This is a genomic window from Hungatella effluvii (assembly GCF_003201875.1).
GTDB lineage: Bacteria > Bacillota > Clostridia > Lachnospirales > Lachnospiraceae > Hungatella > Hungatella effluvii.
The window spans coordinates 68,578-81,842 of record NZ_QJKD01000015.1 but is presented as its reverse complement, the minus strand read 5'-3'; the positions used below and the strand labels follow the sequence as shown (position 1 = coordinate 81,842).

8 protein-coding genes are annotated in these 13,265 nt (G+C 50.7%); all 8 read left to right on the top strand.

Annotated features, from left to right (window positions below; translation table 11 throughout):
- Nucleotides 1–21 precede the first annotated feature (21 nt).
- The 8 genes from DFR60_RS23460 to clpX all read left to right on the top strand — a co-directional run bounded on the left by DFR60_RS23460 (nucleotide 22) and on the right by clpX (nucleotide 13,265).
- Nucleotides 22–975 (top strand): NAD-dependent epimerase/dehydratase family protein, encoded by a 954-nt coding sequence (locus DFR60_RS23460; protein WP_110325052.1) that lies wholly within the window; start codon nucleotides 22–24, stop codon nucleotides 973–975.
- On the top strand, nucleotides 962–1,978 hold the full coding sequence (locus DFR60_RS23455) for a glycosyltransferase family 2 protein (protein WP_110325051.1): 1,017 nt from the start codon (nucleotides 962–964) through the stop codon (nucleotides 1,976–1,978). The genes DFR60_RS23460 and DFR60_RS23455 overlap by 14 nt, the downstream gene beginning before the upstream one ends.
- The gene (locus DFR60_RS23450; RefSeq protein ID WP_110325050.1) at nucleotides 1,975–4,167 is read left to right on the top strand and encodes a glycosyltransferase family 2 protein; all 2,193 of its coding nucleotides are present in this window, start codon (nucleotides 1,975–1,977) and stop codon (nucleotides 4,165–4,167) included. Before DFR60_RS23455 ends, DFR60_RS23450 begins: the two co-directional genes overlap by 4 nt.
- A 1-nt stretch (nucleotide 4,168) precedes the next feature.
- Nucleotides 4,169–5,158: a glycosyltransferase family 2 protein gene (locus tag DFR60_RS23445; protein WP_110325049.1), complete on the top strand. Its 990-nt coding sequence runs from the start codon at nucleotides 4,169–4,171 to the stop codon at nucleotides 5,156–5,158.
- Between the two features lie 210 nt (nucleotides 5,159–5,368).
- On the top strand, nucleotides 5,369–6,787 hold the full coding sequence (locus DFR60_RS23440; RefSeq protein WP_110325048.1) for an undecaprenyl-phosphate glucose phosphotransferase: 1,419 nt from the start codon (nucleotides 5,369–5,371) through the stop codon (nucleotides 6,785–6,787).
- A gap of 56 nt (nucleotides 6,788–6,843) precedes the next feature.
- Nucleotides 6,844–9,489, top strand: coding sequence for an LCP family glycopolymer transferase (locus tag DFR60_RS23435; RefSeq protein ID WP_167437699.1), 2,646 nt, complete (start codon nucleotides 6,844–6,846; stop codon nucleotides 9,487–9,489).
- 174 nt (nucleotides 9,490–9,663) lie between these two features.
- On the top strand, nucleotides 9,664–11,523 hold the full coding sequence (locus DFR60_RS23430; protein WP_110325046.1) for a S1C family serine protease: 1,860 nt from the start codon (nucleotides 9,664–9,666) through the stop codon (nucleotides 11,521–11,523).
- Between the two features lie 377 nt (nucleotides 11,524–11,900).
- The gene (clpX, locus tag DFR60_RS23425; RefSeq protein WP_243005165.1) at nucleotides 11,901–13,265 is read left to right on the top strand and encodes an ATP-dependent Clp protease ATP-binding subunit ClpX; all 1,365 of its coding nucleotides are present in this window, start codon (nucleotides 11,901–11,903) and stop codon (nucleotides 13,263–13,265) included.

Sequence of the window (13,265 nt, the reverse complement as noted above, 5' to 3'; positions counted from 1 at the left end):
CCAAAGGAGCGTATTACGTTTATGGAGAATATCGTCATCACCGGAGCTACCGGATTCTTAGGGAGCCATCTGGCCCAGTGGTTTCTGGAGCAGGGAGACAGGGTCTATGCCCTGGTGCGGCCGGGATCGGCTAAATTACAGTATTTACCGGAGCACAGGAATTTGATTCCCGTGTACGGAACCATGGAAGAGGCGGCGGACTGCGTGGAAGAAATCGGCCATGCGGATGCGTGGTTTCATTTCGCCTGGGGCGGGGTGAACCGGGAAGAGATCGACTCGCCGGAGGTTCAGGCGGGGAATATAAGAGGCTCTCTGGCTTGTGTGGAAGCGGCGCACCGACTGGGATGCCGCGTATTCATGGATGCGGGCTCCCGGGTGGAATACGGAGTGATCGAAGATGGCCGAGGTGTGATGACGGAAGAGATGGAATGCAGTCCTGTCAATGAATACGGGAAGGCCAAGCTGGAATTTTTCCGGCAGGCAGTGCCGGTCTGTGAAAAGTATGGCATGAATTTCTGCCATCTGCGATTCTTCAGCGTTTATGGGTACGGGGACCATCCGTGGTCCATCATATCCACGCTTGTGAGGGAACTGCCGCGTGGAGGCCGGGTGAGTTTAAGCGCCTGCCGCCACGAATGGAATTTTATGTACATCGATGATGCCGTGGAGGCGGTGGGCCGCCTGTATGAGCAGGTGAAGGACAAGCCCTGCAAAAATGGCGTGGCAGTTAATATTGCCAGCCGTGACACAAGGGTACTCAAATCTTTTGTGGAAGAGGTTTTTGAACTTGCCGGAAAGCGTGGAACGCTGGAGTTCGGCACCTTTGTTCAGGCAAAGGAAGGCGCGCTGTCCATACGTCCGGATGTCAGCCGCATGGAGGCCATGACGGGCGGATTTAAAGAGCGCTATACGTTTGGCCGCGGCATTACGGAAATGATAAAGAGAGAAATGGAGCACCAGGATGAAGAAAATTAGCGTATTGATTCCATGTTATAATGAGGAGGAGAATGTCGTACCGATCAGCGAGGCTGTCATTAAGACGCTTCAGAAGGACCTTCCGGAGTACGATTACGAACTTGTTTTCATCGACAATGACTCGCAGGATCATACAAGGAGCTTAATCAGACAGCTGTGTGATGAGAATCCGAAGATTAAGGCGATCTTCAATGCACGGAATTTCGGGCAGTTTAACTCCCCGTATTACGGGATGCTTCAGATCACGGGAGACTGCGTGATCGAGATGGTAGCGGATTTCCAGGACCCGGTGGAGCTGATTCCGCAGTACGTTCATGAGTGGGAAAAGGGATATAAAATTGTCATAGGAATCAAGACCAGCAGCAAGGAAAACCGGCTGATGTACTGGCTGCGGGGCTGTTACTATAAGATGATGAAGAAGCTGTCTGACGTGGAGCAGATCGAGCAGTTTACCGGTTCCGGTCTGTATGACAGGGATTTTATCGAAGTGCTCCGGAATCTGGACGATCCGACCCCGTTCCTCAGAGGTATCGTCGCGGAGCTGGGTTTCAAGATCAAACAGATTCCCTATGAGCAGCCTAAACGGCGGGCGGGTGAGACGAAAAATCATTTTTACCAGCTTTACGATGCGGCAATGCTCAGCATTACTTCCTATACGAAGGCGGGACTTCGTCTGGCGACTATTTTCGGAAGCATCTGTTCTCTCATCAGCATGGTGGTGGCTGTGGTCTATCTGGTCATGAAGCTGATGTACTGGGACCGTTTTCCGGCAGGTATGGCGCCGGTGCTCATAGGCATGTGTTTCCTCGGGTCCGTGCAGATATTCTTTATCGGCCTTATGGGAGAATACATTCTGTCCATCAATGCGAGGGTGATGAAGCGGCCGCTTGTCATTGAGGAAGAGAGACTCAATTTTGCGGCGGGAAAAGAGGAAGACGGCCTGGAAAACTGCGAGGACGCGGATCTTTTCGCGGCTTCCTTAGAGGATGGAGATAACGTATGAAATACAAGATCGATGTGGCGCGTATCCGCGAAAATTCAATCGTATTAAATGGCTGGGTGATCGGAAGCAGCCCGGAGGCGAAGGCTGAATTCCTGGTCCAGGATGAGAATCAGAAGAACGTGGAGTTTAAATACGTTCCGGTGCGCCGCGATGACGTCAGCCAGAACTATTTTAAGACCGTGTATGAGAAGGACTTCGGATTTGATATCCGCATTCCTTATGTGAGAGATGATAATGAGGACCGTTTCCTGGTGATCCGGTGCGACGGGAAGACCTCCAGGGTGAAGCTGAATACGGAGATCATCGAGAAACACAACAGCTCCGCGCATAAGAAGCACGCGAAGCTAAAGAGTATGATGAATAAGGAGACGCTCCATTCGGCCATCGAGTTCTGGAAGGAAAACGGCTTAAAAGCGTTTCTCTTGAAATCGAGCCACAAGCTTCAGGGAATTGACAGTGATTACGATTATCCGGAATGGTACCAGCTGACGAAGACGACCGACGAAGAGCTGGAGGCGCAGAAATCGGTGGAATTCGATTATATGCCGAAGCTGTCCGTGGTGATTCCTGCTTACAAGACGCCGGAGCGGTATCTGGCGGCCATGCTGGATTCCTTAAGGGCACAGACCTATAAGCACTGGGAGGTCTGCGTTGCGGACGGAAGCCCCAGAGGCGAGAGCGCGGAGCGCGTACTTAAGCGGTATGCCATGAAGGACGAGAGAATCCGCTACGTGGTTCTGGGTGAAAATAAGGGAATCGCGGGAAATACCAACGCTGCCATCGATATGGCGAAGGGCGATTTCATCGTTCTGGCCGATCACGACGACACGCTGGCGCCGGATGCGCTGTTTGAGTGTGTGAAGGCGATCAACCGTGATCCGGAGATCGACGTGGTCTATACGGATGAGGATAAGCTGGATATTGACGGCGGGGAATTGTTTGAGCCGCATTTCAAGCCTGATTTTAATCCGGATCTGCTGACGAGTGTGAACTATATCTGCCATTTATTCGTGGTAAACCGGGAATTATTAGATGAGGTCGGGGGCTTTTTAGAAGAGTTTGACGGAGCCCAGGATTACGACTTCATTTTCCGCTGCACGGAGAAGGCCAGAAAGATTTACCATGTACCGAAGGCGCTGTATCACTGGCGCTGCCATCAGAATTCCACCTCCAGCAATCCGGAGAGCAAGCTCTACGCCTTCGAGGCGGGGGCGCGGGCCATTCAGGCTCATTATGAACGCATGGGAATCCGGGCGCTGTCTGTGGAAAAGGGCGTGGACTACGGAATCTACCATACGAAATTCGAGATAACCGGGAATCCTCTGGTCTCAGTCATCATTCCGAACAAGGATCATACCGCGGATCTCGATGTCTGCATGCGTTCCCTGATTGAGAAGGGCACCTATAAAAATCTGGAATTCATCATCGTTGAGAACAACAGCGTGGAACCGGAGACCTTCCAATATTATGAGCGGATTCAGAAAGAGTTTGATTTCATACATGTGGTAAAATGGGAGCGGGAATTCAACTATTCCGCAATCAATAATTTCGGTGTGACGGCGGCCTCGGGAGAGTATCTCCTGTTCTTAAACAATGATACGGAGCTGATTAATCCCGAGAGCATTGAGGAGCTGCTGGGCTTCTGCCAGAGAGATGACGTGGGAATCGTGGGTGCCAGACTCCTCTATTCCGACGATACGATTCAGCATGCAGGAGTGGTCGTGGGATTCGGCGGCATTGCCGGTCATACCTTTATCGGCCTTCACCGGGCGGAGAGCAGCTATTTCAACAGGGCTATGTGTGCCCAGGATTACAGCGCGGTGACAGCGGCCTGCATGATGAGCAGGAAATCGCTGTTTGAAAAGGCTGGCGGCTTCACGGAGGAGTTAGCCGTCGCGTTTAATGATATCGATTACTGTATGAAGATCCGGTCCCTGGGCAAGCTTGTGGTATATGCGCCGTATGCGCTTTTCTACCACTATGAGTCCAAATCGCGGGGGCTGGAGGATACGCCGGAGAAGGTGGAACGGTTTAACCGGGAGATTAAGCTGTTTGCGGACAGGTGGCCGGATATTTTAAAGGACGGAGATCCATATTACAATCCCAACCTGACGCTTCGCAAATCCAACTTTGCCTTACGCGACCTGCGCAAGGAGAAAATAGGGGAGCCTTATCGGCTGGAGGTATGAGATGGCAGGTAAAGTAACAGTCGTTATTCCAAACTATAATGGCCTTAAATTTATGGAACCGTGTTTTGCAGCCCTGGAGGCTCAAAGTGAGAAAAACTTTGATGTGCTGGTGGTGGATAATGGTTCGACGGATGGAAGCGTGGAATGGCTGAAGGAGAGTGGAATTCCTTCGGTATTTCTTCCTGAGAATATTGGATTTCCGGGCGCGGTCAATATTGGAATTAAAAAAGCAGAGACGCCCTACGTCATCCTGTTAAATAACGATACGGAGCCGAAGCCGGATTATATCCGGGAAATGATCCGGATGATCGAGCGGTCTCCGAAGATATTTTCTGTGAGCAGCCGGATCATCCAGCTGCATCATAAGGAACTGATGGACGATGCGGGGGACATGTACAGCCTGCTCGGCTGGGCGTTCCAGAGGGGCGTCGGACAGCCGGTTGCCGGATATAAAAAGCCCTGCCGGGTGTTTGCGGCCTGCGCGGCGGCGGCGATCTACCGGAGGGAAGTCTTCGAGGAGATTGGATACTTTGACGAATCGCATTTTGCCTATCTGGAGGATGTTGATGTCGGCTACCGGGCGCGGATCTACGGATATGACAATGTTTACTGCCCTGCCGCAGAGCTTTACCACGTGGGAAGCGGAACCAGCGGTTCCAAGTACAATTCCTTTAAGGTAAAACTGGCGGCGAGAAACAATCTCTATTTGAATTATAAGAACATGCCGCTTCTTCAGCTGCTGTTTAATCTGCCGTTCCTTTTGCTTGGGACCGGTATTAAATACCTGTTTTTCAAAAAAATGGGCTTTGCTGCCGATTACGCGGAAGGCTTTTCCGAGGGAATTAAGACCCTGGGAAAATGTAAAAAAGTGCCGTTCCGGGCAGAACATATCGGGAATTATCTGCAGATTGAATGGGAACTTTTTACCGGCACACTTCTCTATGTGTGGGAATTTCTCAAGAGAAGATTAAAAAAACTTACGGCGATTTAAGAATTATTTAATGGCATCATGGTACATTATCATGTATAATATACGAGAAATTATCGTAACGAATCAGCCGTGCGGCAGTTGGAACAGGAAGGTGTGTTGCAAGCTTGCTTGTATAAGCGCCTTTCTGTTCTGACTGACGCACGGCGGAATCATTGTGTATTATCATGGACAAGTTAGGTTTTCGTCGTACGACAGGAAGGTTATGCTGCTATGATAAAGGACAATCAGAAAAAACTGAACGGGTTTCATGTAGTGCTGGATGGGCTGGTTATTATCGCATCCTATGCTCTGGCGTGGTTTATCCTGCTTATGGGAAACCGGTTATTCAGCCCTGAAAAGAAGCTGCTGGCACCGCAGTATTATTTTGCTGCGCTCATCATAATTGTACCGGGATATCTGCTGCTTTACGGCATATTCCACCTCTATGCGCCGAAACGGGTGCAGCAGAGGCGATATGAGTTTGCCAATATCTGTAAGGCCAATCTTATCGGTTTTCTGCTTGTTACCATGGTCTTGTTTCTTCTTAACAAGAATCCATACTTTTGGAACTTCTCGAAGAGAATGGTATTTTATTTCTTCGCGATTAACATCATACTGGAAACGCTGGAGCGGAATCTGATCCGTTACGTACTTCATTCCATGCGTTCCAAGGGTTATAATCAGAAGCATATTCTGCTCATTGGTTACAGCCGCGCCGCAGAAGGTTTTATTGACCGGGTGCAGCAGAATCAGGAGTGGGGCTATCAGGTCAAGGGCATCCTGGATGACCATAAGGAATGGGGAACCGAGTATAAGTCGATCCATGTGATCGGCACGGTGAGCGATTTGGATGAGATCCTGGCGCTCAATTCTCTCGATGAGATTGCCATCACGCTGAGCATTGATGAGTATGCAAACCTGGAAAAAATCGTGGCTTCCTGTGAAAAATCAGGCGTCCATACCAAATTTATTCCCGATTATAATAATATCATACCGACCCGTCCCTATACGGAGGATTTACAGGGGCTGCCGGTTATCAACATCAGGCACGTGCCGCTGACCGATCCGGTCAATGCCATCATGAAGCGGATTGTTGATATCTTCGGCGCCATTGCAGCGCTTGTGCTGTTTTCACCGGTGATGCTGGTGACGGCCGTGCTTATCAAGCTGACTTCCCCGGGACCGCTGATCTACAGCCAGGAACGGGTGGGACTTCATAACAGACCATTTAAGATGTACAAGTTCCGGTCCATGGTGGTTCAGGCGCCTTCTGAGGAGAAGAGCAAATGGACGACGCCCCACGATTCGCGTGTGACACCAGTCGGCCGGTTTATCAGAAAGACCAGTATTGACGAGATGCCTCAGTTTTTCAACGTTCTGATGGGCGATATGAGCCTGGTAGGACCGAGACCTGAGCGTCCGCTGTTTGTAGAGAAGTTTAAAGAGGAGATACCGCGGTATATGATTAAGCATCAGGTCCGTCCGGGAATTACCGGCTGGGCGCAGGTCAACGGCTACCGTGGAGATACCTCCATCACGAAACGAATCGAGCACGATTTATATTACATCGAGAACTGGACCCTTGGATTTGATTTTAAGATTTTGTTTCTTACTGTGTTCAAAGGGTTTATCAATAAAAATGCGTACTGAGTAATGTCTGCAATGTAATGCCAGTACAGCAGGCACCAGAGGATGAGGTTATTTACATGAGCAAGGAATACGATGATGAGTTAGACCGCGCTTCCGGCCCGAATGGGCGGAGCAGGGCCAGAAACAGTGAACACGGAACTTCGGAAGATGCTTACTATCTGGATGATGACTTAAGTACCGCAGGATATAACGATGCGGATAGTGACACATATGGAAGACAGCAGACGGGAAGACCCATGGGCCGCCCGTCTGAAAGTGCGGGAAACGGCCGGCCTTCCGCAGGTACCGGCAGAGCATCGGGAAATGGCGGACCGCAGGGCGGGAACACCAGAGTGCCGGGCAACAGCGGAATGCAGGGCGGCAGCGCCAGATCAGCAGGAAATGCCGGCGCGCAGGGAGGAAACTCCAGAGCCGCAGGAAATGCCGGCGCGCAGGGAGGAAACTCCAGAACCGCAGGAAACGGCGGAATGCAGGGAGGAAGCTCCAGAACCGCAGGAAACGGCGGAATGCAGGGAGGAAACTCCAGAGCCGCAGGAAATAGTGGAATGCAGGGAGGAAACTCCAGAACCGCAGGAAATAGTGGAATGCAGGGAGGAAACTCCAGAGCCGCAGGAAACGGCGGAACGCAGGACGGAAATGTCAGGCAATCCGGAAATGGCGTACCCCAGGGCGGAACTGCCAGGAATGCAGGAAACGGTGCGCCGCAGGGCAGTTTAGGAAACGGATCGAGGAATGCAGGAAACGGACAGACCCAGGGCGGCATGAGACAGGCCGGAGCGGCGGGTAATGGAAACGGCAGAGCCCGACAGGAAGGCGGAAGACCGGACGGAGGAAATCCGGTTCAGGGCGGAATGCCGAGAACAACTGGAAGACCTTCCGGGAATGGACAGCCTCAGGGCGGCGCCGGGAGATCCTCAGGAACCTCTGGCTATGAGCCGAGGCGTCAGACACTTCAGGGAACCTCACTTCAGATCGGTGACGGCGGAAGCGGTTCAGGCGGAATGGGAGGAAGGAAGCCTCAGGACGCAGCGAACCGGGCAGCAGCAAGCCGTTCGGCGGCACAGGCTGCGAAGAAGAAAAAAGTCAGAAGAATCATTGTTATGGCGGTTGCGGAAGTGCTGACACTGATTTGTATTGGGTTTTATGGTTATGCACTGCGATTAAACAGTTCCTTGATTCATTCCAACGATTTTGACAAGAGCAAGGTAAAGAATACAGAACTGCCTGTCGCTAAGACGGAACATATGCAGGGATATATGACAATCGCCGTGTTCGGTGTGGACAGCAGAGACGGAAACGTACATAAGGGAACGAATACCGACGTGATCATGCTCTGCAACATCAACCGCGATACGGGAGAGATTAAGCTGGTATCCGTATTCCGCGATACGTATTTAAACATCAGCAGCAGCGGAACTTATAATAAAATCAATTCCGCCTATGCGAACGGCGGCGCTGAGCAGGCGCTGGCGGCGCTGAACCGGAATCTGGATTTAAATATTGAGGACTATGTGACCTTTAACTGGAAATCTGTGGCGGATGGCATCAATATGCTGGGGGGTATCGATGGTATCGATATCAGTAAGGCAGAATTCCGCTACATCAATTCCTTTATTACAGAGACTGTGCAAAAGACAGGCGTGCCATCGACTCAGCTTAAGTCGGCGGGTGTCCAGCATCTGGATGGAATCCAGGCGGTTGCTTATGGCCGCCTCCGTCTGATGGATACGGACTATGCGAGAACAGAGCGTCAGCGTCTGGTTATTCAGAAGGCGTTTGAAAAAGCAAAACAGGCCGATCTCGGCCTTTTGAACCGAATTCTTCTGATGGAAGTGGAACAGGTCGAGACATCGCTGTCATTCAGCGATTTAACTAGCCTGATTCTCGATATCGGCAAATACCATATCGGTGAAACCGGCGGCTTCCCATTTGCCCGGGATTCCATGATTATGGGGAAGAAGGGAGACTGTGTTATTCCCCAGACGCTGGAGTCGAATGTAACGGAACTCCATAAATTCCTGTATGGAGAAGAGGGATATCAGACGACTGATTTGGTAAAGAAGATCAGTGCGAAGATCTCGGCTGATTCCGGTATGTATAAAAAGGGAGTCAGTGTAGATCATGTTCCCACGGATCAGGGATACGTTCCCAAAGAGACGAAGGAGACGGATGAGTCAAAGAAAACGACGAAGGAATCCGATGAGATTGACGAGCGGGAGTCCACATCAGAGGGCACATCGATCGAGGAGACGGATGAGAACGGAGATCCTATAAAGCCGACGAAACCGGGAGAGACGACGGCGGATGGCACGAAGCCAACGAAACCGGGAGAGACCACGGCGGACGGTACAAAGCCGACGAAACCAGGGGAAACTACGGCAGACGGCACGAAACCGACCAGTTCGACGAAGCCGGGAGAAACCACGGCGGATGGCACAAAGCCAACCAATCCGACGAAACCGGGAGAGACGACATCGGCGGTTAAACCTTCCTCACCGGGAGATGAGACCACGGAATCTTCGGATTCCAGCACGGGACCTGGCGTAAAGCCTACGACGGCGCCTCATGAGTCTACCAGCGCACCGGAGACGACATCTCCGGGACCGGGCGGTTCAGTGGGGCCGGGAGGCGGAGGAACCGTACAGCCGGGCGGTTCAGGGAACGATGATGTAATCACGGTACCACCGCCAAATGCGGCATAAAGCAATACTTAAGACGTTTAAAAAGACATCTTTCAGGACTTTAAAAGCCCGGAAGATGTCTTTTTTTGCGGTTTTCACATATTCAATATAATTTTATCACAAAATAGTCACATTTCATTGATAGACTTCAAATATCAAAAGAAAACAAAGGTAACAGGAAAGGGGATAGTTTTTATGTATAACGAAAATGAAAACAACGATCTGGGCCGTACGACTCCTGAAGAACATAAAGAAGAACCTATTACAACGAACTTTACAATGAGAGATCCGGACCCGGAAGAAGCAGCACGCGAAAGCGGCTATGAGAGTAAAGAGACTCAGCCGGAGTACACAAGACAGGAGAGCCGTTCCGTATATGGACAGCAGCCGTATACGGAAAACCAGAGCCAGGGAATGAGTCAGAACCAGGGTGTGAACCAGAGCCAGGGAATGAATCAGAACCAGGGCGTGAACCAGAGTCAGGGAATGAACCAGAATCAGGGAATGAACCAGAATCAGGGAATGAACCAGAGTCAGGGGATGAACCAGACTCAGAATCAGCAGACATACAGACCTGCGCAGCCGATGGGACAGAACCCATACCAGAGCGGCCAGAATGCATATCAGGGCAGCCAGAGCGGACAGAACGCATATCAGAGCAGCCAGAATGGTCAAAGCCAAAACGCATACCGTTCCTCCTATGGTTATCAGCAGACGTCACAGAATCAGCAGTCCTATGGCGGGCAGCAGGGAATTCCGCATTATCAGGAACACCAGTATCAGAGGATGGCGCAGGGACCCGTTCCGGAAGGACCGAAGCCGCCGAAGAGGAAATCAGGATTTGCAAAGAGAGCGGCAGCGGTTGTGGGCGCAGCACTGGTATTCGGGGTGGTAGCCGGAAGTACCATGGTTGGAATCAACTGGGCGGCTGGCAGCTACAATCAGAGAAATCAGGTGGAAATCAGCCAGGCTGAGACGCTGCCGTCATCAGATGGTTCAGCGGCCGCATCTTCGGACAGTACATCAGGCCAGGTAAGCGGAACGGCTGCCAATATGGACGTATCCGCGATTGTTGATAAGGCAATGCCGTCAGTAGTTGCCATTACGAGCAAGGTAATCTATGAGAGCCAGACATTCTTCGGTCCGATGCAGAGAGAGGGCGTAGGCAGCGGTTCCGGTATTATTGTAGGAAAGAATGATGATGAACTTCTGATTGTTACAAATAATCACGTGGTACAGGGCGCCGAGGAGCTGAAGGTAACCTTCATCGACCAGACTCCTGTGGATGCCGCGATCAAAGGAACAGACGCAGACAGCGATTTAGCTGTGATTGCAGTGGCACTTAAGGACATTCCGTCCGATACACTGAGCCAGATCGCCATTGCCAGCCTCGGCAACTCCGATAACATCAAGGTAGGCCAGGGCGTTGTGGCAATCGGTAATGCACTCGGTTACGGTCAGTCCGTAACAGTCGGATATATCAGCGCACTTGACCGTACTGTACAGACAGAAGACGGTGTGAGCAGGGATCTTCTTCAGACAGATGCAGCCATCAACCCGGGTAACAGCGGCGGCGCACTTTTAAATATGCAGGGCGAAGTCGTTGGCATCAACTCAGCCAAGTATTCTTCTACAGAAGTAGAAGGCATGGGATATGCGATTCCGATCTCCAAGGCTCAGAATATTATTGATACTCTGATGACGAGGAAGACCAGAACTCAGGTGGCAGATACGGAGCAGGGATATTTAGGTGTTCAGATCAAGAACATTGATGCGGCAACCAGCCAGCAGCTTGGCATGCCACAGGGCGTTTTCATCTATAAGATCGTGGAAGGCGGCGCAGCTTCCAAGTCTGACCTCCGCGAAAAAGATATTATAACAAAATTTGACGGACAGAGCATCAAGACATACGATGATTTAACCAACATGCTGAAATACTATGAGGGTGGAACAACCGTTACCGTAACGGTACAGTCTCTGGAAAATGGTCAGTATGTGGAGAGAAATGTAGATATTACACTGGATAAGAAACCGGTAGAGAATTCCGTGAACTGATAAGGAAGAGACCGGACGATTCAGAGCAGTGACAGCGCGCAGGCGCGCGGAGAAGGCTGAAAGAGTCTTCCCCGCGCGTTTTTTTGCAGCACTTTATCATGTAACGGGAAAGAATGGAAGGAAGTTGTTAAAAAAGTCTAAAATGCGGCGGCGCTCTTGTAGGATGAAAGTAAATGATTTATAATAAACAGGTGCGCCGGCAGTGAAATACGGCGTACAGAACGATAACGAAAACGCATAGCGGCGACATATAACAATCACATATAACTTAACATATAAAAGGAGATTAAATTTTGGAAGATAAAGAATATCTGGAAGAGACAAAGGACAGAGACGAGGGCGGCAAGGCTGTTTCGGAGGAGGCGGGAAAGACGCCTGTGAAGGACGATGACGAGTATGAGAAGATCTGCTACGTCTGCCGCAGACCGGAGAGTAAGACCGGACCCATGGTTACCATGGGCGGGATGAATCTCTGCCATGACTGTATGCAGAAGGCATTTGACTCGGTGACACAGGGGGGATTTGACCTGTCGAAGATTCAGAATATGCCTTACATGAATTTAAACTTAAGTGAGTTTGGCAATCTGAATAATCAGGATGTGGAAATTCCGAAGAAGCAGAAGATCAAAAAGAGGACTCCCGAGGCGAAGAAGCCGGAGTTTGATTTAAAGGATATACCGGCGCCCCATGTGATCAAACAGAGACTGGATGAGTACGTGATCGGACAGGAGCAGGCCAAGAAGGTGATTTCTGTTGCAGTTTACAACCACTATAAACGTGTTTTCCTGGTAGATTCCGACAAGAGGGATGAGGAAGGAAACGTACAGATCGAGAAATCCAATATTCTGATGATCGGACCGACAGGAAGCGGAAAGACGTATCTTGTAAAGACTCTGGCGAAGCTTCTGGATGTGCCGCTGGCGATCGCGGACGCCACCTCATTAACGGAGGCCGGCTACATAGGCGACGATATCGAGAGCGTGGTCTCCAAGCTTCTGGCCGCGGCCGACAACGATGTGGACCGGGCGCAGCGCGGCATCATCTTTATCGATGAGATTGATAAGATCGCGAAGAAGAAAAATACCAACAGCCGGGACGTGAGCGGCGAATCGGTGCAGCAGGAGCTCTTAAAGCTTCTCGAGGGCAGTAATGTGGAGGTGCCGGTCGGCTCCAACCAGAAGAACGCCCTCACACCCATGACCACTGTCAGCACGGATAATATCTTATTCATCTGCGGCGGAGCATTCCCGGATCTGGAGGACATTATTAAGGAGCGTTTGACGAATAAGTCTTCCATCGGATTTGCAGCAGAGCTTAAGGATAAGTTTGATAAGGATCCTAATATTTTAGGCCGTGTGATGAACGAGGATTTGAGAAAATTCGGCATGATTCCGGAGTTCCTGGGCCGTCTGCCGATTACGGTTACCCTGCAGTCGCTGACGAAGGAGCTGTTGGTGAGAATCTTAAAGGAACCGAGAAATGCGATATTAAAGCAGTATGAGAAGCTGCTGGAACTGGATGAAGTAAAGCTTGTATTTGAAGATGACGCACTGGAATGGATCGCAGAGCAGGCCATGAAAAAAGAAACCGGAGCCAGGGCCCTTCGTTCCATTATCGAGGATTTCATGCTGGATATCATGTATGAAATCCCGAAGGACCCCGAGATTGGTTCCGTCGTCATTACGAGAGCATATCTCGATAAAAACGGAGGTCCTCTCATCCGAATGAGAGGCTACCATTAA

Bases quoted from the DNA above. Each gene is read 5' to 3' on its own strand.
- DFR60_RS23445 (WP_110325049.1), top strand. From the start codon at position 4,169: ATGGCAGGTAAAGTAACAGTCGTTATTCCAAACTATAATGGCCTTAAA.
- DFR60_RS23455 (WP_110325051.1), top strand. From the start codon at position 962: ATGAAGAAAATTAGCGTATTGATTCCATGTTATAATGAGGAGGAGAAT.
- DFR60_RS23430 (WP_110325046.1), top strand. From the start codon at position 9,664: ATGTATAACGAAAATGAAAACAACGATCTGGGCCGTACGACTCCTGAA.
- DFR60_RS23440 (WP_110325048.1), top strand. From the start codon at position 5,369: ATGATAAAGGACAATCAGAAAAAACTGAACGGGTTTCATGTAGTGCTG.
- DFR60_RS23435 (WP_167437699.1), top strand. From the start codon at position 6,844: ATGAGCAAGGAATACGATGATGAGTTAGACCGCGCTTCCGGCCCGAAT.
- DFR60_RS23450 (WP_110325050.1), top strand. From the start codon at position 1,975: ATGAAATACAAGATCGATGTGGCGCGTATCCGCGAAAATTCAATCGTA.
- DFR60_RS23460 (WP_110325052.1), top strand. From the start codon at position 22: ATGGAGAATATCGTCATCACCGGAGCTACCGGATTCTTAGGGAGCCAT.